The 20,373-nt window shown below is 70.4% G+C and carries 16 protein-coding genes; 13 read left to right on the top strand and 3 right to left on the bottom strand.

Translation table 11 applies throughout. The features are described from left to right. Positions 1-16 precede the first annotated feature (16 nt). Both O7597_RS09950 and O7597_RS09945 read left to right on the top strand, forming a co-directional pair. Complete coding sequence (locus O7597_RS09950) at positions 17-1,006, top strand: PaaX family transcriptional regulator C-terminal domain-containing protein (protein WP_281582525.1); 990 nt, start codon at positions 17-19, stop codon at positions 1,004-1,006. A 202-nt stretch (positions 1,007-1,208) separates the two neighbouring features. Continuing rightward, on the top strand, positions 1,209-2,432 hold the full coding sequence (locus tag O7597_RS09945) for a cellulose binding domain-containing protein (protein ID WP_269740766.1): 1,224 nt from the start codon (positions 1,209-1,211) through the stop codon (positions 2,430-2,432). Positions 2,433-2,528: 96 nt separating this feature from the next. Here O7597_RS09945 and O7597_RS09940 read toward each other — a convergent pair whose 3' ends face one another. Both O7597_RS09940 and O7597_RS09935 read right to left on the bottom strand, forming a co-directional pair. Continuing rightward, positions 2,529-3,194, bottom strand: a complete 666-nt coding sequence (locus O7597_RS09940; protein ID WP_269740767.1) for a response regulator transcription factor — start codon at positions 3,192-3,194, stop codon at positions 2,529-2,531. Next, positions 3,191-4,375: a histidine kinase gene (locus O7597_RS09935; RefSeq protein ID WP_269740768.1), complete on the bottom strand. Its 1,185-nt coding sequence runs from the start codon at positions 4,373-4,375 to the stop codon at positions 3,191-3,193. Before O7597_RS09935 ends, O7597_RS09940 begins: the two co-directional genes overlap by 4 nt. A 200-nt stretch (positions 4,376-4,575) precedes the next feature. Here O7597_RS09935 and O7597_RS09930 point away from each other — a divergent pair, with 200 nt between their 5' ends. From O7597_RS09930 to O7597_RS09910, 5 genes are all read left to right on the top strand, one after another. Beyond that, on the top strand, positions 4,576-5,586 hold the full coding sequence (locus O7597_RS09930) for an NAD(P)-dependent alcohol dehydrogenase (RefSeq protein ID WP_269740769.1): 1,011 nt from the start codon (positions 4,576-4,578) through the stop codon (positions 5,584-5,586). A 49-nt stretch (positions 5,587-5,635) separates the two neighbouring features. Then, on the top strand, positions 5,636-6,007 hold the full coding sequence (locus O7597_RS09925) for a metalloregulator ArsR/SmtB family transcription factor (RefSeq protein WP_210830450.1): 372 nt from the start codon (positions 5,636-5,638) through the stop codon (positions 6,005-6,007). 224 nt (positions 6,008-6,231) lie between these two features. After that, positions 6,232-8,049: a carbohydrate-binding domain-containing protein gene (locus O7597_RS09920; protein ID WP_269740770.1), complete on the top strand. Its 1,818-nt coding sequence runs from the start codon at positions 6,232-6,234 to the stop codon at positions 8,047-8,049. 79 nt (positions 8,050-8,128) lie between these two features. Further along, positions 8,129-8,398: a hypothetical protein gene (locus tag O7597_RS09915; protein ID WP_269740771.1), complete on the top strand. Its 270-nt coding sequence runs from the start codon at positions 8,129-8,131 to the stop codon at positions 8,396-8,398. A 108-nt stretch (positions 8,399-8,506) separates the two neighbouring features. Next, positions 8,507-9,784 carry a CehA/McbA family metallohydrolase gene (locus O7597_RS09910; RefSeq protein WP_281582524.1) on the top strand — a complete coding sequence of 426 codons (1,278 nt, stop codon included), beginning with the start codon at positions 8,507-8,509 and terminating at the stop codon, positions 9,782-9,784. Positions 9,785-9,909: 125 nt separating this feature from the next. Here O7597_RS09910 and O7597_RS09905 read toward each other — a convergent pair whose 3' ends face one another. Next, the gene (locus O7597_RS09905; protein WP_281582523.1) at positions 9,910-11,535 is read right to left on the bottom strand and encodes an alpha/beta hydrolase-fold protein; all 1,626 of its coding nucleotides are present in this window, start codon (positions 11,533-11,535) and stop codon (positions 9,910-9,912) included. Between the two features lie 602 nt (positions 11,536-12,137). Here O7597_RS09905 and kdpF point away from each other — a divergent pair. From kdpF to O7597_RS09875, 6 genes are all read left to right on the top strand, one after another. Continuing rightward, positions 12,138-12,227 (top strand): K(+)-transporting ATPase subunit F, encoded by a 90-nt coding sequence (kdpF, locus tag O7597_RS09900; protein ID WP_091080931.1) that lies wholly within the window; start codon positions 12,138-12,140, stop codon positions 12,225-12,227. Continuing rightward, on the top strand, positions 12,227-13,882 hold the full coding sequence (kdpA, locus tag O7597_RS09895; RefSeq protein WP_281582522.1) for a potassium-transporting ATPase subunit KdpA: 1,656 nt from the start codon (positions 12,227-12,229) through the stop codon (positions 13,880-13,882). The genes kdpF and kdpA overlap by 1 nt, the downstream gene beginning before the upstream one ends. A gap of 20 nt (positions 13,883-13,902) precedes the next feature. Continuing rightward, positions 13,903-16,113 carry a potassium-transporting ATPase subunit KdpB gene (gene kdpB, locus O7597_RS09890; protein WP_269740775.1) on the top strand — a complete coding sequence of 737 codons (2,211 nt, stop codon included), beginning with the start codon at positions 13,903-13,905 and terminating at the stop codon, positions 16,111-16,113. Beyond that, a complete protein-coding gene (locus tag O7597_RS09885) occupies positions 16,113-16,994 on the top strand; it encodes a potassium-transporting ATPase subunit C (RefSeq protein ID WP_269740776.1) in 882 nt (293 codons plus the stop codon). The genes kdpB and O7597_RS09885 overlap by 1 nt, the downstream gene beginning before the upstream one ends. Positions 16,995-17,072: 78 nt before the next feature. Beyond that, positions 17,073-19,622 carry a DUF4118 domain-containing protein gene (locus tag O7597_RS09880; RefSeq protein WP_269740777.1) on the top strand — a complete coding sequence of 850 codons (2,550 nt, stop codon included), beginning with the start codon at positions 17,073-17,075 and terminating at the stop codon, positions 19,620-19,622. After that, positions 19,619-20,302, top strand: a complete 684-nt coding sequence (locus tag O7597_RS09875; RefSeq protein WP_269740778.1) for a response regulator — start codon at positions 19,619-19,621, stop codon at positions 20,300-20,302. Before O7597_RS09880 ends, O7597_RS09875 begins: the two co-directional genes overlap by 4 nt. Positions 20,303-20,373 lie beyond the last annotated feature (71 nt).

Raw genomic sequence — 20,373 nt, 5'->3', positions numbered from 1 at the left:
GATGCAGGCTGTTGAGGTGAACGCCCAGGAGCCCGCCGACGAGGTCCGCATTCCCCGGGCCCAGATCGGTTCCAGCCCGCAACACCTGTTGACGACCGTGCTCGGCGAATATCTCGACTCCTCGCAGGCCGATCTGCCGTCCACGGCGGTCATCGCGATACTGGGCGAGTTCGGGGTGAGCGAGTCCAGTGCCCGTGCGGCGTTGTCCCGACTGGTCAAGCGTGGTCTCATCGCGACGCGCGGCACCAGACGACCGCCGGTCTATCACCTCACCTCGCAGGCGATCGCCAAGCACCGCTCCCGGATGCGGCACTTTCTGAACTTCGGTGCCCAACCACCGCGGTGGACCGGCGAATGGGTGATGGTCTCCTTCTCGATCCCCAGCTCCGGCCAGGCGGTTCGCCACGGGGTGCGCAGGTCGTTGAGCGCGCTACGGTTCGTGGGTCTGTACGACAGCGTGTGGATCCGACCAGGACGCGAGACCGCGCCGGTGCGGGAGGCGCTCGACGAACTGCTGCACCGCGTCGAGGGCGCTCGTTGGTCGATCATGCAGGTGCGCTTCGACGACGAGTCGGGGCCACACGGTCCGGCCTCGGCGTACGATCTGACCGCACTCTCCGCCGCCTACACGGCCTTCATCGAGCAGTACGCCGACCTGCGGGTAGCCGCCCGCAACGGCGAGGTGGACGCGGCCAGTGCGCTGGTCGCCCGGACCTCCGCCATGGATTCCTGGCGCAGGTTCCCGGACACCGATCCGGATCTGCCCCATCATCTGCTGCCCCGGCCCTGGCCTCGCCAACGGGCCAGGGAAACCTTTCTCGACATCCACTCCGCGCTCGGTGCGCTCGCCCAGGCACGTCTGGTCCAGGTGGCGACACCGTACTGGCCGGACGCCGCCTCGTGGATCACCCATTTCCAGGCCTCACGCGACCCCGCCCGGCCGGAGCCGATCGGCGGGAGCACCGCAGCCACCCCGCGGGCCGACGGCGGTCCGAGCCCTCGGTAGCCGAGCGATACATTGACACTTTTCGTTGCGGGAGTGATAGTAACTGCACACAGCTCCCATCGGATCGCCTGTGGGGACCGCGGCCGGGCGGTCCGCAGCACCGACCTGACCCGTGGCCAGCGTTGGCCGCCGTGGTCGGGGTGCGATTGAACCACCGCCACCGCACCGCAGGGAGCGCCGTCCCGAATCCGCTGGAGGGTGCATGAGCAGGAGATCGAAGATCTACGCGGCCCTGGTGGCCGCGATCGTCCCGGCCACTGCCGTGATCGTGACGCTCGGCGCGTCACCGGCCGGCGCGGCGGTCGGTGGTTCCGGTCCATACCCCGCCGACCACGAGACCTCGGCGAGCCTGGCCAATCACACCATCTTCCGGCCCCAGACACTGCCGGCCGAGCGCCTTCCCATCCTGGCCTGGGGCAACGGCGGCTGCTCGGCCAACGGTTTGTCGCAGGGCAACTTCCTCCGCGAGATCGCCTCCCACGGGTTCCTCGCCATCGCCAACGGCGCCCCGAACGGATCCGGCTCCACCAACGCCCAGATGCTCACCCAGTCCATCGACTGGGCCGTCGCGGAGAACTCCCGGCAGGGCAGCAAGTACTACGGCAAGCTCGACACGTCCAAGATCGCGGTCGCCGGCTTCTCCTGCGGGGGCCTGGAGGCCTACGCCGTCTCGAACGACCCCCGCGTCACCACGACCGGGATCTTCAGCAGCGGCCTGTTGAACGATGCCGACGACTACCAGCTCCGGAGACTGACCAAGCCGATCGCGTACTTCATCGGCGGGCCCAGTGACATCGCGTACCCGAACGCCATCGACGACTGGGGCAAGCTGCCGGCCGGACTGCCCGCCTTCATGGGCAACCTGAACGTCGGGCACGGCGGGACCTACGACCAGCCGAACGGAGGCGAGTTCGGCCGGGTGGCGGTGCTCTACCTCAAATGGCGACTGAAGGGGGACACCACCGCCGGCACCAACTTCGTCGGCGCCAACTGCGGCCTGTGCCGCAGCCAGTGGAGTGTCCAGCAGAAGAACCTGACCCTCGACGGCGATCCGCCGCCCACCACCCCGCCGCCCACGACTCCGCCGACCACCCCGCCCAGCACTCCGCCGACCACGCCGCCGAGCGGGACCCCCGCCTGCACCGCCGTCTACTCGGTGCAGGACCAGTGGAACAGTGGTTTCGTCGCCAACGTCAGCGTCACGGCCGGCAGCACCGCGCTCACCGGCTGGCGGGTCACCCTCAACCTGCCGAACGGCGCGTCGGTCAGCTCGATGTGGAACGGTGTGCACACCGGTACCAGTGGCACCGTCACCGTCACGAACCAGAGCTACAACGGACGGCTGGCCCCCGGTCAGACCACCAGCTTCGGATTCCAGGGCACCGGCAACGGCAGCGGAGCCACCGTCACCTGCACGGGCACCTGAGCCAGCCCGACGAGTCAGACCCCGGGACGGGCCGGGTACCGTGCCCGTCCCGGGGCAGCCCTCGGTGTGCGCGCGGCGCACCCCGCGCCGCGCCGGTCAGGGCAGCCAGCCGGGACGGACCAGACCGGCCTCGTAAGCGAACACCACCAGCTGGGCGCGGTCCCGGGCACCGAGCTTGACCATCGCCCGGGACACGTGCGTCTTGGCGGTGGCCGGACTCACCACCAGCCGCGTAGCGATCTCGTCATTGGACAGCCCGGTGCCGACCAGGGCCACCACCTCCCGTTCCCGCTCGGTCAGCTCGGCCAACCGCCGGGGCGCGGCCGGTGTGGCGGTGCCGGCGGCGAACCGTTCGATCACCCGCCGGGTCACACTCGGCGACAGCAGCCCGTCGCCGGCCGCCACCACCCGCACCCCCTGGATCAGGTCGGCCGGTTGGGTGTTCTTCACCAGGAAGCCGGCAGCACCCGCGCGCAACGCCTCACCGACGTACTCGTCCAACTCGAACGTGGTGAGCACGACGATCCGCACGCCGGACAGCTCGGGGTCGGCGGTGATCTGCCGGGTGGCGGCCAGCCCGTCCACGCCGGGCATCCGGATGTCCATCAGGACCACGTCGGGAACGGTCTGCCGGGCCAGCCGGACCGCCTGGGCGCCGTCGCCCGCCTCGCCGACGACGGTGATGTCCGGCTCGCTGTCCAGCAGCGCGCGGAAGCCGGCCCGGACCAGCGCCTGGTCGTCGACGAGCAGTACCCGGATCACGCGGTCGCCTCCCGTGTCTCGTCGCTGCCCAGCGGCAGGGTGGCGCGGACCCGCCAGCCGCCGCTGCCGTCCGGCGCGGGGCCGGCGCTCAGTTCGCCGCCCAGCGCGGCGGCCCGCTCCCGCATCCCCGTGATGCCGTTCCCCGCCGGTGGAACAGGACCCGGCTCCGGTGGCGGCGCGCCGCCACCGTCGTCGTCGACCTCGACGACCAACGCCTCCGGTCGGTACCCGATGGTGACGGTGGCGGCGGCACCCGGCCCGGCGTGCCGGCGGATGTTGGTGAGCGCCTCCTGCACGATCCGGTACGCGGCCCGATCCACCGCGGCGGGCAGTTGTCGGCTCGTCCCGTCGATCACGGTCCGGGTCGGCAGTGCGGCGTCCCCGGTCAGCTCGGCGAGCCGGTCCAGTCCCGGCGCGGGCGTACGCGGAGCGGCCCCGCCGGCCGGGTAGAGCGTGTTCAGCACGGCCTGGACCTCGCGCAGCGCCTCCGCGCTGGACTGCGCGATCGCGTCGAGCGCCGCCCGCGCCTGCTCCGGGTCGCGGTCCATCAGGTGCAGACCGACACCCGCCCGCATGTTGATCAGCGACAGGTGGTGGCCGAGCACGTCGTGCAGCTCGGCGGCGATCATCAACCGCTGCTCGCTGGCCCGGCGGCGTTGCCGCTCCTCGGACAGCCGGCGCTGCTCCGCTATGCCGTTGCGGACCTCGGCGGCGACCAGGATGCCGATCTCGGTGACCAGGCCGGCACCGGCGATCAGCGCCAACGCCGCCAGTGCCTGGTTCAGCGTGGCACCGCTGACCAGCACCCAGAAGGCGTACGACCCGGCGGTTGTCGCCGCCACCAGCCACCGGTGCCCGGCGGCCATGACCGCCGCCGCACCGATCATCGGCGCCAGCAGTGTCACCCCGACCGGCCGGCCGAGCAGGTGGTACGCCAGGGTCACGGCGACCACGATCAGGAAGTTCCGCCTCGGGAACCGGTGCCGGTCGGCAAGCGCCAGCCCACTGAACACCAGCAGCACGTACCCGACAATCCCGACGCTGGCGTGCTGCCAACCGGCGACGATCGCGGTTCCGACCGGCTGCGCGAGCGCGGTCAGCACCGCCAGCCCCGGCCCGGGCCGCGACGTGGGCGGTTCGTCGGGGGATGCCACGTCGGCACCGGGGCTCGACCGGCTCATGCCCGCACTGTAGGCCGATCGGAGTCGCCTGCGGCAGCCCGGACGGGAGCAACCCGGCGTACCCCCGGCGGAGTAGGCCGCTGCTGCCGCTGCCGCGCGGGGAGTAGCAGCGGTGCCGCCGTCGCGCCGACGCGTCGACCGGTCATCGCCGGCAGGCTCGGTCGTATGGCAATCGACATCTCTCGACGAGGAGTTTCCCGATGAAGGCGATCGTGCAGGACCGGTACGGCTCTCCCGACGTCCTGCGGCTGCGCGAGGTGGACGTCCCGACACCCGGCGACGACGAGGTGCTGGTCCGGGTACTGGCAAGCTCGGTCAACGCCTACGACTGGCACGCGATGCGGGGCGACCCGTATCTGTCCCGACTGTCGTTCGGGCTCCGCCGGCCCACCGCGCCGGTCCGGGGCCAGGACTTCGCCGGCCGGGTCGAGGCGGTCGGTCGGGCGGTGACCCGCTTCCGGCCCGGCGACGAGGTGTACGGCGAGGCCGGCCCCGCCGGGGGTGCGTTCGCCGAGTACGTGTGCGTGGCCGAGAAGTTGGTCGAGGCGAAACCGGCGAACCTGAGCTTCGAGCAGGCGGCGGCGATCCCGCTGGCCGCCACCACCGCTCTGGTCTGCCTACAAGACGGCGCCCGACTCCAGGCGGGGCAGCACGTGCTGATCAACGGGGCGTCCGGCGGGGTGGGCACCTTCGCGGTGCAGTTGGCCAAGGCGTACGGCGCACAGGTGACCGCGGTGTGCCGGACCCGCAACGTCGACCTGGTCCGGTCGCTCGGCGCGGATCATGTCGTCGACTACACCAGGGAGGATTTCGCCCGTACCGACGCGGTCCGTGCCGGCCGCCGCTACGAGGTGTTGCTCGACCTGGTCGGCAACCGGTCGTTGACCGACTGTCGGCGGGTGCTCACCCCGGACGGGACACTGCTGCTGTCCGGCGGCGGCGTGTTCACCGGCGGCAGCGTCTTCGGGCCGATGAGCCTGCTGCTCCGGGGGCCGCTGGTGGGCCGTCTCGTCCGGCACCGCATCGTCGCGCCGTTCGCGGCGGGTGGCCGGGGGCACCTCGCGACGCTGCGGGAGTTGGCCGAGTCGGGCGGGCTCACCCCGGTCATCGACCGGACCTACCGGCTGGACGAGGTGCCCGACGCGATCCGGTACGTCGAGACCGAGCATGCCCGCGCCAAGGTGGTGGTGAGCCTTCTACCCGACAACTGACGGTGATACAGCCCTCGTTTCACCACCTAGCCGTGGTGTTGCTGCAACGATGCAAGACGTGGGAACTGCGAAGACTACGACGCCCGCCATCTCGCCGCTTACCGGCGAGCCGATCAAGCCTGCCGATGCCGAGCGGCTCGCGGGAGTGCTGAAGGCATTCGCCGATCCGGCCCGGTTGCGACTGCTCAGTCTGATCCAGTCGTCTCCGACGGGAGAGGCATCCGTCAGCGACCTCACCGCGCCGCTCGGGCTTTCCCAGCCGACGGTGAGTCATCACCTGCGGATCCTCACCGAGGCCGGTCTGCTCGAGCGGGACAAGCGCGGTGTCTGGGCGTACTACCGTCTGGTGCCGTCGGCGATCGCCGCGATCGCCGACCTGTTGACGCCGCCGCGCAAGCGAGCGGCGAAGAAGAGCCGCTGACCGGGAGCGTCGACGGCCGGCACCTGTGCCGGCCGACCCGGCACCTGGCCTGCACGACGACGCCGAGCCGATGGCCGTTCTCCTGGCCATCGGTCCGTCGGCGGTTGCGGCCGACATCGCGTGTACTGGCCACATTGTGGGCGATTCACCGGTAATTCATCGACGTTCATCTATACTCGGCGAAGCGTGGATCCCGTCCCATCCATCTGAGTCAGGACAGAGCCATGAAACGCATCCCGCTGAGAGCCACTGTGCCCGTCGGGCTGGCGATCGCATTGATCGCCGGCCCGCTGGGGACACCGGCCACCGCGCAGGCGACCGTACCCATCACCCTAACCGGCGCCAGCGCCAGCAGTCCCAGCGCTGACGTCACCATCGCCGGGCGGGCCGTGACGATCACCGCGCCGGGCACCTACGAGATCAGCGGCACCCTCAACGACGGCTATCTGAGCGTCGACACCGCGGCCTCGGGTGCCGTGAATCTGATTCTCAACGGTGCCACGATCAGCAACTCCAGCAACGCGCCGCTGCAGGTCGCCGACGCCGACGAGGTCGTGATCACGCTCGCCGCCGGCACCACCAGCCAGCTCTCCGACGCGACCCGTTACGTCTACCCGGACCCGAGCACGGACGAGCCGAACGCCGCCCTGTTCAGCACCGCCGACCTGCGGATCAACGGGACCGGCGCGCTGACCGTGCGGGGCAACGCGTACGACGGCATCACCAGCAAGGACGGCCTGGTCATCGAGTCCGGCACGATCACGGTGAACGCGGTCGACGACGGCATCCGGGGTAAGGACTTCCTCGACATCACCGGAGGCAGCCTCGACGTCACCGCGGGCGGCGACGGCATCAAGTCCGACGACACCGAGGCGGACCGCGGCCGACTCGCCATCACCAACGGCACCGTGCGGGTGAACGCCGGTGACGACGCCATCAAGGGAGAGAACACCGTCGCCATCTCCGGCGGCACGGTCACCGTCACCAACTCCTACGAGGCGATCGAGAGCCGGCAGGTCACCATCAGCGGCGGCAACGTCAACGTCACCGCCCGCGACGACGCGATTAACGCGGTCGAGGACGGGTACGGCGACTTCGACGTGGCACCGAACGCGTTCGTCCGGTTCACCGGCGGGACCACCCTGGTCAACTCCAGCATCGACGGCATCGACTCCAACGGCTCGGTGACCTTCGCGGCCGGCACCGTCGTGGTCAGCGGACCGAGCACCGGCAGCCCCGGCGAGGGCGCGATCGACTCGAACGGCCCGGTCCACTTCACCGGCGGCACGATGCTCGGGGCGGGCTCGACCTCGATGGCGGTGCTGAGCCTGCCGCCGACCTCCGGCCAGGGCTGGGTGGCTCCCCAACTGTCCAGCAGCCAGCCGGCCGGCACCCTGCTCCACCTGGTCTCCGGCGGCCAGGTGCTCGCCTCCTACCGGTCCCCCAAGAACTTCCGCGAGGTGGTCTTCTCCTCCAACCGGATCCAGCACGGGCAGACCTACGAGGTCTACCGGGGCGGTAGCCTCTCCGGCACGACGATCGGCGGCATGGCCACCAGCGGCGGCAGCATCGCGGGAGCCACCAGGCTGATGACCGTCACCGCCGGCCAGTACCGTGGCGGCCTGGTCGGCTGGCCGCCCGGCGGTCCGGGTTGGCCGCCGCCGACGACTCCGCCGCCCACCACCCCGCCGCCGAACCCGACCACTCCGCCGCCGAACCCGACGACCCCGCCGCCGAGCGCTGGCGGCTGTACGGCGACCTACAGCGTCGCCGGCCAGTGGCAGGGCGGCTTCCAGGGCGAGGTGCGGGTCACCGCCGGCTCGTCCGCGATCAACGGTTGGCGGGTGACCTGGACGTTTGCCAACGGCCAGACGATCAGCCAGGTGTGGAACGCGACAGTCAGCGCCAGCGGCTCGGCGGTGACGGCGACAAACGTCTCCTTCAACGGTTCGCTCGGCGCCGGCGCGAGCACCACCTTCGGGTTCCTCGGTAGCTGGAACGGCAGCAACTCGGTACCGACCCTGACCTGCACCGCGACCTGATCGGTAAGCACCGCCCGATCAGGGAGCCCGGCACCGGCTGGTGCCGGGCTCCCTGGCCACGGGCTGACAGACTGCTCGCATGCTGCCCCCGCGCTGTCACGTCTGCCATCTCGAACCCGCTCGACCACCGCTCGGCGACACGCGCAGCGACTTCGTTCTGGTGCACTTCGCCGACGCCGTCAACCCGCCACCCGGCTGGGTGGGGCACCCACCAGGCGCGGTGTGGTTCTGCGGGGAGCACGCGCCACTCGGTGCGGATCGGGAACATCTCGGCAGCGAAAGCGCACTACGCGACATCGACATCAAGCTCGGTCGGTTGCCCAGGCCACTGCCGAAGGTCGACTGTTAGCGAACTCCGGCGTCGGTCAGGGCCGGGAAGCTCCGTACGGCAGGTGTTCGACTGAACGACCACCGAGCTTGGTGGCATCGTCAAGTAGAGACATGTTCATGTTTGCTCATGAGTGGACATCATCCCCACCACTGCCACCACGATCACCGATCCACCGACGAGGTGCCGTACGGTCAGGTCAACGTCGCGCCGGCACTCGGCCGGCGGGCGCTGCTGGCCGGTGCCGGCGGCGCGCTGATGCTGGCCGCGCTGCCGACCTCGGCCCGGGCGGCCAGCACGACGATGGCCAACGCCCCAACCACGACCGCGGCGGCCGGCGCCGCCCGGACCTCCCTGGTCACCCAGGGCACGATGCTGGTGCACGCCGACATGCACAACCACACCGTCGCCTCGGACGGCGACGGGAGCCCTGAGGCCGCGTTCGCCTCGATGCGTGAGGCCGGTCTCGACGTCGCCGCGCTGACCGACCACGCCACGCTCTTCGCCATCGACGGGCTCAGCTCGTCGGAGTGGCGGACCACCGGTGACCTCGCCAACGCCGCGAACGACCCGGGCCAGTTCACCGCGATCCGCGGATTCGAGTGGTCCCATCCGTTGCAGGGGCACATCAACGTGTGGAACACCTCCGACTTCGCCGACCTGTGGCGGGCCGGCAGCACCGGCAGCCTCTACCGCTGGCTGATCGGCCGGCCGGGCGGGCTGGCCAGCTTCAACCACCCCGGTCGGGAGGTGGGCCGGTTCGACAACTTCTCGTTCAACGCCTCGGCCCGCGACCAACTGGTGGGGTTGGAGATGTTCAACCGCACCGACGACTACCTGTTCGAGGGCTGGTCGTCCGGGATGACCTCGCCGCTGGTGGCCTGCCTCAACGCCGGCTGGCGGCCGGGCCTCACCGGCGTCACCGACGAACACGGCACCACCTGGGGCTTCCACGAGGGCAAGGGCCGCAGCGGCCTGTGGGTCACCGAGAACACCCGGGCTGCGGTGTTCGAGGCGATGGCGGCCCGCCGGTCCTTCGCCACCCGGGTCTCCGGCCTGCGGGTGGACGCCACGGCCAACGGCGTACGCATGGGTGGCGTGCTGAACGTGACGTCCGGCGACGTCCGGTTCCTGCTCGACCTCGACCGCGGCCCGGCCTGGGACGGCAAGCCGCTGCGCATCCAGGTCCTGCGCCCCGGTACGTCCGCGCCGACCGTCGTCGACGTCATCGACACGGTAAACGGTCGGGTCACCGACTTCACGGTGCCGCTCAACATCGCCGACGGCGACTGGGTGGTGCTCCGGGTCTCCGACCCGTCCCTGCCCAACGGCACGCCCGGCCCGGCCGGTCACCCGTGCAACGACTTCGGCGTGGCGTACACCAGCCCGTGGTGGCTGCGCCCCTGAGTGTGACCGTTTCGTCCGGCACGGGTCGGCGCGGCGCCAGCAGGTCGTCGAGGTGGCCGGCACGGGGCCGGATCGCCATGGTGGGCCGACGACGGCACGTCGTCGGCCCACCATGTGCCTGTTGGTTACCGGACCCGAAGCCGCTGGTGGACAGCGGCAGCGGGCGCGTAGTTCCGGTCACCGGAGTAGGCGACGTGGACCGGGTACACCCCGGCCTCCACTTCGGCGGTTGGCAGCTTCACCACGGCCTTGCCGCCGGCCAGCGGCACCACCTGGGTGGCACCACCGAAGGTGACGGTGATCTCACCTGTCACCTTCGGTGCCTTCTTGTGGCGGGCCTGGGCCCGCACGTCGACGTGCAGCTTGAAGATGTCGCCACGGACGATCGACGCCGGCGTGGCCTTTGCCTTGATCACGGTCCGTGCCGTGCCCACGGTGTCGACTTCCGACCACAGGTGGTCGCGGGCGAAGATGGTGAACAGTTGGCTCGCCGTCATGCCGTCGTGCGCGCCGGGGACCTGGGCCGTCTCGGCGGCGTATCCCCGAGTCCGGAAGTTGTCCGCGATGGCGTTCTGGTTGTTGAGGTTGCCTTCGAAGACGCCGTTGCCGAGGAACACGAAGAGGTCGTCGTCCCCGACCGCGGCCGCGACGTTGTCGTAGTCCTGAGCGGACAGGGACGGGTTGCCGGAGAAGTGCCCGTAGTAGGCGAACGTGGTCGGGTAGCCCCTGATGACGTGGGCGCCCGTCATGCCGCCGTAGGAGAATCCGGCGTAGGCGCGGCCCTCCCGCTCGGTCGAGACGTTGTACTTCTCCTCGATGAGCGGAAGGATCGTCTGGACCAGGTTGTTGGCGGCGTTGGTCTGGTTGTAGGAGCCGAAGCCGAGGCTGGTGCCGGTGAAGTGGTTGCCCATGGTGACCACCACCGTGGGCTCGATCTCGCCCTTGGCCGTCATGTTGTCCAGGATGTTGGGGACGTTCGCCGGGACCATGAAGTCGGTCTCGTCACCGAAGATGCCGTGGGCGAGGTACGCCACCTTGTACGGCTCCGCCCGCTTGGGGTTGTAGTCGGCTGGCAGGTAGACACCGAGGTAGTGGCCGCTGTCGCCCAGAATCGTGGTGTAGGGGATGTACGAGACGGTGCCCCGCTTCCTGCGGTCCGCGATCGGAAGTTCGTACTCGGCACGCTCCTTCAACACCGGGTCGTTCTGCTTCCTGCTGTACGGCACGTAGACGGCGTCGAGGACGTCGTTGTTCCGGACCCGGAAGGAGGCATCACCCGGAGGTCGGGGATGTGTCGAGGCGGGATCCCAGATGCGCTTGTTCTCCCAACCCTGGGTCGGGTCCCAGACCCGGTACCAGTAGCTGATCCCGCCGGCGTGCAGGGGCAGCGAGACCGACCAGTAGCCCTTCGAGTCCCTGGTCATGTCCCTGAGGAACTCGGTGCCGCCGGAGTGGTACCGCCCCGGCTGCCACTCCTCCGGCTGGTAGCGGGTGTTGCCGGTGTCGACGTCGAGCAGAGTCAGATCCCCGGCAAGGCGGACCTGCGTAGCGCTGGGATTGTGGTAGACGAAGGTGACGGTGTATCCGGTCGGTGAGCCGCGATCCGGCTTGACGGTCGCACCCTCCACCACCGGGCGCTTTCCTCCGGCGGCGGCTGGTGCGGAGAAGGTGGCGCTGGCACCAACACCGAGCGTCATGATCGTGAGTAACGAGATCGCACGGCTGAGCCGGCGTCCGATCGGTCTCCTCATCTGGGACTACTCCTCTATGGTCTGGCGCGGCCTCATCGAGATCTACGGCTTCTTCCGGACATCGACCACCGAGGGACGTTCCGTCTCACCTCCAACCGACGTCCTGCGGGCGCGCGGTCAGCCCCAAGGCCAACCCGTGCACGTCCTATGCCGGCCCGATGGTCTGCTAAATCGAATTAGCCTCGGTAGTGTGGCCGGGGTCACCTTCAAGTGTCAAGGGTGTTGCGGTGGTGTTGCGCGATCTGTCGCTCCTGCGCACGGCCCGACGGGGCCGTGCGCGAACGCGGCGAGCGCCGTCACCGCGTTCGATCCGGCCGACCGTCGACCGCTCCGAGCCGCGGATCGACATCCGGTGTCCGCGACCACCCGAACGGGTGGCGACGTGAAAAGCGCGTTAAGAAACGCCGGTTCCCCGTGATGGTCGCGTTATAGCCCCTGTCGTCGGGGGGCGAGTGGCGTTGTGATTGCGCGGCGCGGCCGGATGGGGCCGCGCGGAACCTGGTCCGGAATGAGGAGTCAGACGTGTCTGACGTGCTGTTCGTGCTGTTGACGGTGGCGCTGTTCGCGGCGCTCGCCCTGGTGGTGAGGGGCGTGGAGAAGCTGTGAGCGCCGTCAACGCCATCGGTCTGGTGCTGGCGATCGGCCTGGCCGTGTTCCTGGTGGTCGCCCTGCTGTTTCCGGAGCGGTTCTGATGACCGTGACGACAGCCGGTGTGCTGTTCATCCTCTCGCTCGTGGTGGCGTTGGTCGCCGTCCACCGCCCGTTCGGTGACTACCTGTACCGGGTGGTCTCCGGGGCCAGGCAGTCGCGTGTGGAACGGGGCGTCTACCGCCTGGTCGGGGTCGACCCGGCCGCCGAGCAGACCTGGGGCGTGTACGCCCGCAGCGTGCTGGCCTTCTCGGCCGTGTCGATCCTGTTCCTGTACGGGTTCATGCGGTTGCAGAACCACCTGTGGCTGTCGCTGGGCTTCGACCCGGTGATGACACATGGCGCGTGGAACACCGCGGTGTCGTTCGTGACGAACACGAACTGGCAGTGGTACTCGGGTGAGTCGACCATGGGTCACCTGGTGCAGATGGCCGGCCTGGCGGTGCAGAACTTCGTCTCCGCCGCCGTCGGCATCGCGGTCGCCGTCGCGCTGGTCCGGGGCTTCGCCCGCAGCCGGACCGGCGAACTGGGCAACTTCTGGGTCGACCTGACCCGGATCACCTTGCGGATCCTGCTACCGATCTCGGTCCTCGGCGCCCTTGCCCTGATGATCGGCGGTGCGGTGCAGAATCTGTCCGCCGGCACCGAGATCACCACCCTGACCGGAGGCAACCAGACCATCACCGGTGGCCCGGTGGCCAGCCAGGAGGTCATCAAGGAGCTGGGCACCAACGGCGGCGGCTTCTACAACGTCAACAGTGCCCACCCGTTCGAGAACCCGACCACCTGGACGAACTGGCTGGAGATCTTCCTGCTCCTGCTGATCCCGTTCAGCCTGCCCCGGGTCTTCGGCCGGATGGTGGGTCAGGTGCGGCAGGGCTACGCGATCGTCGCGGTGATGGCCGTCCTGGCGATCGCGAGCATCACCCTGACCAACGTCTTCGAGCTGACCGGCGACGGCACGGTGCCGCAGGCGGTCGGGGCGGCCCTCGAAGGTAAGGAGGTCCGGTTCGACGTGTCGAACTCGGCGACCTTCGCGGCCGCCACCACGCTCACCTCCACCGGTGCGGTGAACTCGTTCCACGACTCGTACACCGCCCTGGGCGGCATGATGCCGCTGGTCAACATGATGCTCGGCGAGGTCGCCCCCGGCGGTGTCGGTGCCGGCCTGTACGGCCTGCTGGTCCTGGCGGTGATCACCGTGTTCGTCGCCGGCCTGATGGTCGGCCGGACGCCGGAGTACGTCGGGAAGAAGATCGGTGCGCGGGAGATCAAGCTCGCGTCGCTGTACTTTCTGATCACCCCTGCTCTGGTGCTGATCGGCGCGGCGGCGGCGTTCGCCACCGGCAACAACTCGACCGCGCTCAACGTCGGGCCGCACGGGCTGTCCGAGGTGCTCTACGCGTTCACCTCGGCGAGCAACAACAACGGCTCCGCGTTCGCCGGCATCACCGTGAGCACGCCGTGGTGGAACACCGCGCTGGGGCTGTGCATGCTGCTCGGCCGGTTCCTGCCGATCATCCTCGTGCTCGCCCTGGCCGGTTCCCTCGCACGCCAGCAACCCACCCCCACCTCCGAGGGCACCCTGCCCACCCACCGGCCGCTGTTCGTCGGGATGGTCGTCGGCGTCACGGTGATCCTCGTCGCGTTGACCTTCCTGCCCGCCCTCGCGCTCGGCCCCCTGGCTGAGGGGCTGTGACCATCATGAAAGAGAAGGACATGACCACCTCCACGCCGGCACCGCACGGCACCGCCGACGCGGCGACCGCCGGCACACCGGCCGTCCAGGGCAACCGGGCCGGCGGCGGCCTGCTCGACCCGAAGCAGCTGCTCACGTCGTTGCCGGACGCGCTGCGCAAGCTCGACCCGCGCACCCTCTGGCGCAACCCGGTCATGCTGATCGTCGAGATCGGAGCGCTCTTCACCACCGTCCTCGCGGTGGCGGACCCGTCGGTGTTCGCGGTGGCGATCACCGTCTGGCTGTGGCTCACGGTCGTCTTCGCGAACCTGGCCGAAGCCGTGGCCGAGGGCCGGGGCAAGGCACAGGCCGCCGCCCTGCGCCGGGCGAAGACGGACACCGTCGCCACCCGCGCCCTGGGCTGGACCGCGGGCGCCGCTCCCGGCGCCTACCGCACCGAGTCGGTGCCCGCCCCACAGTTGAAGCAGGGCGATGTGGTCGTCGTCGAGGCCGGCGAGATCATCCCCGGCGACGGGGACGTGGTGGAGGGCATCGCCAGCGTCGACGAGTCGGCGATCACCGGCGAGTCGGCGCCGGTGATCCGGGAGTCCGGTGGTGACCGGAGCGCGGTCACCGGCGGCACGAAGGTGCTCTCCGATCGGATCGTCGTGATGATCACGCAGAAGCCGGGCGAGAGCTTCATCGACCGGATGATCAACCTGGTCGAGGGGGCCAACCGGCAGAAGACCCCGAACGAGATCGCGCTGAACATCCTGCTCGCCGCGCTGACGATCGTCTTCCTGCTGGCCGTCGTCACTCTTCAGCCGCTGGCCATCTTCTCGAAGGACTACCAGGGCGCGGCACCAGACACCCAGGCGATCACCGACGCCGGCGTCAGCGGGATCGTGCTGGTGTCACTGCTGGTCTGCCTCATCCCGACCACCATCGGGGCGCTGCTGTCCGCGATCGGCATCGCCGGCATGGACCGCCTGGTGCAGCGCAACGTCCTGGCGATGAGCGGCCGGGCCGTAGAGGCCGCCGGCGACGTGAACACGCTGCTGCTGGACAAGACCGGCACCATCACCCTGGGCAACCGGCAGGCCGCCGAGTTCGTTGCGGTCGACGGGGTCGACGTGACCACGGTGGCCGACGCGGCGCAGTTGTCCAGCCTCGCCGACGAGACCCCCGAGGGCCGGTCGATCGTGGTGCTCGCCAAGAACGAGTTCGGGTTGCGCGAACGCGAGGCCGGCCTGATCCCGCACGCGACCTTCGTGCCGTTCACCGCGCAGACCAGGATGAGCGGTGTCGACCTGACCCCGGACGGCACCGTCGACGCCGGCGCCGCCGGAGCGACGCGCCGGATCCGCAAGGGTGCGGCCACCGCGGTTATGAAGTGGGTACGGGAGAACGGCGGTCACCCGACCGAGCAGGTCGGGCAGCTCGTGGACGAGATCAGCGGCCTCGGCGGCACCCCGCTTGTCGTCGCCGAGCACGCCGATGGCGAGCCGGCCCGCGCGCTGGGTGTCATCCACCTCAAGGACGTGGTGAAGGCCGGCATGCGGGAGCGGTTCGACGAGATGCGCGCGATGGGCATCCGGACCGTGATGATCACCGGCGACAACCCGCGTACCGCCAAGGCCATCGCCGACGAGGCAGGGGTCGACGACTTCCTCGCCGAGGCCACCCCGGAGGACAAGCTCGCCCTGATCCGCAAGGAGCAGGAGGGCGGCCGCCTCGTCGCGATGACCGGCGACGGCACCAACGACGCCCCGGCGCTCGCCCAGGCCGACGTCGGCGTCGCCATGAACACCGGCACGTCGGCCGCCAAGGAGGCCGGCAACATGGTCGACCTCGACTCCGACCCGACCAAGCTGATCGAGATCGTGGAGATCGGCAAACAGTTGCTGATCACCCGGGGTGCGCTGACCACGTTCAGCATCTCCAACGACATCGCGAAGTACTTCGCGATCATCCCGGCCATGTTCGCCGGCATCTACCCCAGCCTGGATGCCCTCAACATCATGCGACTCGCCAGCCCGGAGTCGGCGATCCTCGCGGCGGTCATCTTCAACGCGATCATCATCGTCGCGTTGATCCCACTCGCGTTGCGGGGGGTGCGTTACCGGCCCGCCGCCGCGTCGAAGCTGCTCAGCCGCAACCTGCTGGTCTACGGCCTCGGCGGCATCGTGGTGCCGTTCGTCGGCATCAAACTCATCGACCTGCTTCTCCAGCTCATCCCAGGGATCTCGTGATGCGCCTACCCAACTGGCTCGCCCGGCACCTCGCGGCGCTACGCGCGCTGCTCGTCTTCACCGTGCTGCTCGGCCTCGCCTACCCACTCGCGCTGGTGGCCGCGGGTCGGATTCCCGGCCTCGCGGAAAAGGCGGACGGATCACCGCTGACCGTCGACGGGCGGACCGTCGGCAGTTCGCTGATCGGCCAGTCCTTCACCGACGCGGACGGCAACCCGGTCCCGCGTTACTTCCAGTCCCGCCCCTCCGCCGCCGGGGACGGCTACGACCCGACCGCCACCGCCGCCAGCAACCTGGGCCCGGAAAGCGTGGTCGACACCATCGCCATCGACCCGGAGGAGTCGACGCCGAGCCTGCTCACCCAGGTCTGCGCGCGTAGCAGGGCCGTCGGCGAACTCGACGGCGTGGACGGCCGCCGACCGTACTGCACCGCGGACGGGGTCGGCGCGGTGCTCGCGGTGTTCCGCGCCGACGGCCTGACCGGGGCGGTGACCCGGGTGGTGAGTGTCAACCAGGTCGCACCGGCCACGCCGTTCGTCACCAGCTACGAGGGTGTACCGGTGGAACTGGCCCGGCCCGGCGAGGACTATGTCGCCGCCGGCGGCCTGGTCACCCCGATCCGGGGTGACGCACCGGCCGACCCCGCGGTACCCGCCGACGCCGTCACCGCCAGCGGCAGTGGACTCGACCCGCACATCTCCCCGGCGTACGCCGAGCTACAGGTGAACCGGGTCGCACGGGAGCGCGACGCGGACCCCACGGCGGTCCGTCGTCTGGTCGAGGAGCACACCGCCGGTCGGTCGCTCGGCTTCATGGGTGAGCCCGGGGTCAACGTGCTGGAACTCAACCTGGCGCTCGACCGGGAGTTTCCCGCCGGCTGAGAGGTTCGGAAGGGCCCCTTGCGGTACACATGGCGATGACAAGGGGCCCTTTCCGTCGTCGAGAAGGGGAGGGGTGCGATGGCGCGCGGGGAGCTGCGCATCTATCTCGGCGCCGCACCCGGCGTCGGGAAGACGTACGCGATGCTGGAGGAGGCGCACCGGCGGGCCGAGCGCGGCACCGACGTGGTGATCGGGTTCGTCGAGACCCACGGTCGTGCGCACACCGCCGCGATGATCGGCGACCTGGAGCAGGTGCCCCGCCGCACGATGACCTACCGGGGCGTCGAGTTCACCGAGATGGCTCTCGACGCGGTGCTCGCCCGGCGACCCGAGGTGGCCGTCGTCGACGAGCTGGCCCACACCAACGTGCCCGGCTCCCGCAACGACAAGCGCTGGCAGGACATCCAGGAGCTGCTGGACGCCGGGATCACCGTGCTCACCACGGTCAACGTCCAACACCTGGAGTCGCTCAACGACGTCGTCGCCCAGATCACCGGCACCACCCAGCGGGAAACCGTGCCCGACGCCGTCGTCCGCGCCGCCGAACAGGTCGAACTCGTCGACATGACTCCCGAGGCGCTACGCCGACGGATGGCCCACGGCAACATCTACCGCCCCGACAAGATCGACGCAGCGCTCGGCAACTACTTCCGGGTCGGCAACCTCACCGCCCTGCGCGAACTGGCGCTGCTCTGGCTCGCCGACAAGGTCGACGAGCAACTCGACGCGTACCGCGCCCAGCAGGGCATCTCCGCCACCTGGGAGGCCCGCGAACGGGTTGTCGTCGCACTGACCGGCGGGCCGGAGGGGGAGACGCTGATCCGCCGCGCGGCCCGCGTCGCCGCCCGCAGCAAGGGCGCCGACCTGCTCGCCGTGCACATCGCCCGCAGTGATGGGCTCGTCGGCGCCGACCCCGCGCAACTGGCGCGGCAACGGGTCCTGGTGGAGAGCCTCGGCGGCACGTACCACCAGGTCCTCGGCACCGACATCCCCGCCGCGCTGTTGGACTTCGCCCAGGGCGTCAACGCCACCCAACTGGTGCTCGGTGCCAGTCGACGCGGGCGCTTCGCGCAACTGTTCTCCCGGGGCGTCGGGGTCACCACCACGGCACTGTCCGGTCCCATCGACGTACACCTGGTCACCCACGCCGAGGCTGGTCGCGGTCGGCGCGGTCCGGCGGTGCCCGCCGCGCTGTCCCGGCGGCGCCGGCGGTACGGGTTCGCGCTCACCGTCGTGGGTATGCCCGCCCTGACCGCGCTGCTCAAGGCGTTGCCCGACCTCACCCTGACCAACGACATTCTGATCTTCCTCGCCGCCGTCGTCGGCGTCGCGCTCGTCGGCGGGCTCTGGCCGGCGCTGCTCGCGGCCCTCGGCGGATCTCTGTTGCTGAACTGGTTCTTCACCCCGCCCTATTACACGCTGACCATCGCCGAGGCGGACAATCTCCTCGCCCTGGGCGTTTTCGTCGGCGTCGCCGTGGCGGTGAGCTGGGTGGTCGACGTGGCGGCCCGGCGGACTCGGGAGGCGGCTCGGGCCTCCGCCGACGCGCAGACCCTGGCCACCGTCGCCGGCAGCGTCCTGCGCGGGCAGCGGCCCCTGCCGGCGTTGCTGGAGCGGCTCCGGGAGACCTTCGCGCTGCGCGCGGTCAGCGTGCTGGAACAGACCGGCGAGGCGACCGGCCGGCCCGACCGGGACCGGGAGACGCAGGCCTGGCGGGTCGTGGCCAGCGTCGGCGAGTCGCCGGCCGGCACCCCGAGTGCCGGTGAGACGGCTGTACCCGTCGACGACCGGTTGACCGTCGTGCTCTGCGGCCGACGGCTGGAGGCCGCCGATCGGCGCATCGTCGAGGCGTTCGCCGCGCAGGCCGCCGTCGCGCTCCGGCAGGAGCGCCTCGCCGAGGAGGCCGCCGCCGCCCGGCCGCTGGCCGAGGCCGACCGGATGCGCACCGCACTGCTCGCCGCCGTCAGCCACGACCTACGTACCCCGCTGGCCTCGGCGAAGGCCGCCGTGTCCAGCCTGCGCAGCCCGGACGTGGAGTTCGACCCCGAGGACCGGGACGAGCTGCTGGTGACTGCGGACGAGTCCCTCGACCGGCTCGGCCGGCTGGTGGCCAACCTGCTCGACATGAGCCGCCTGCAGGCCGGAGCACTCGGCATCACCGTCGCATCGATCGGTCTGGAGGACGTCGTGCCCCGCGCCCTGGACGAACTCGGCCCAGAGGCCGCCGACGTCAGCACCGACATTCCGACCGATCTCCCCGCGGTCACCGCCGACCCGGGTCTGCTGGAGCGGGTGCTGGTCAACCTCGTCGCGAACGCCCTGCGGCACAGCCCACCCGGACAGCCACCCACCATCACCGCAAGCGCCCACTCCGGCCGGGTCGAACTCCGCGTCATCGACACCGGCCCCGGCATCCCCGAGGACCAGTGGGACCACGTGTTCCTGCCGTTCCAACGCCTCGGCGACCGGGACACCACCACGGGCGTCGGCCTCGGCCTGGCCCTGTCCCGCGGGCTCGCCGAGGCGATGGGCGGCAGCATCAACCCCGAGACCACGCCTGGAGGAGGACTCACCATGGTGTTGCGACTACCCGCCGCGACCGCGGCCACGGAGGGTGCGCCGGAATGACCCGGATCCTCGTCGTCGACGACGAACCCCAGATCCTGCGCGCCCTGCGCATCAACCTGCGCGCACGGGGCTACGACGTCGACGTCGCCGGCACCGGAACCGCCGCGCTGAAGGCCGCCGGTAGCCACCCACCCGATCTCGTCGTGCTCGATCTCGGCCTACCCGACCTCGACGGCGTCGACGTCATCCGTGGGCTCCGTGGCTGGACCGCCGTACCCATCATCGTGCTGTCCGGCCGCGCCGGCAGCGACGACAAGGTCACCGCCCTCGACGCGGGTGCCGACGACTACGTCACCAAGCCCTTCGGTGTCGACGAACTCCTGGCCCGCATCCGGGCCGCCACCCGCCGGCACACCACCGGAGCGGACGCGGCCAGCCGCACCGCGCGGCTCGGCCGGCACACCGTCGACCTCGCCACCCGCACCGTCGTCCGCGACGACGGCACCGACGTCAAACTGACCCCCACCCAGTGGGCGGTGCTCGAAACGCTGCTCCGCAACCCGGGCAAGCTGATCAGCCAGCGCCAACTGCTCCACGAGGTGTGGGGACCGGGATACGAGACCGAGACCGGCTACCTGCGCCAGTACCTGGCCCAGCTACGCCGCAAGCTCGAATCCGACCCCGCCCGACCCCGGCACCTCATCACCGAACCCGGCATGGGCTACCGCTACCAGCCATGAGTCGGACAGCGGCCGCCAGGACAGCCGTCCGAGACGGTGGTGTCGGCGGGCGGGCCACCGACACCACACGT

The sequence above is a fragment of the Verrucosispora sp. WMMC514 genome, from assembly GCF_027497295.1.
Classification (GTDB): domain Bacteria; phylum Actinomycetota; class Actinomycetes; order Mycobacteriales; family Micromonosporaceae; genus Micromonospora; species Micromonospora palythoicola.
The sequence above is the reverse complement of the archived record's forward strand: the minus strand, read 5'-3'. Positions and strand labels throughout refer to the sequence as shown.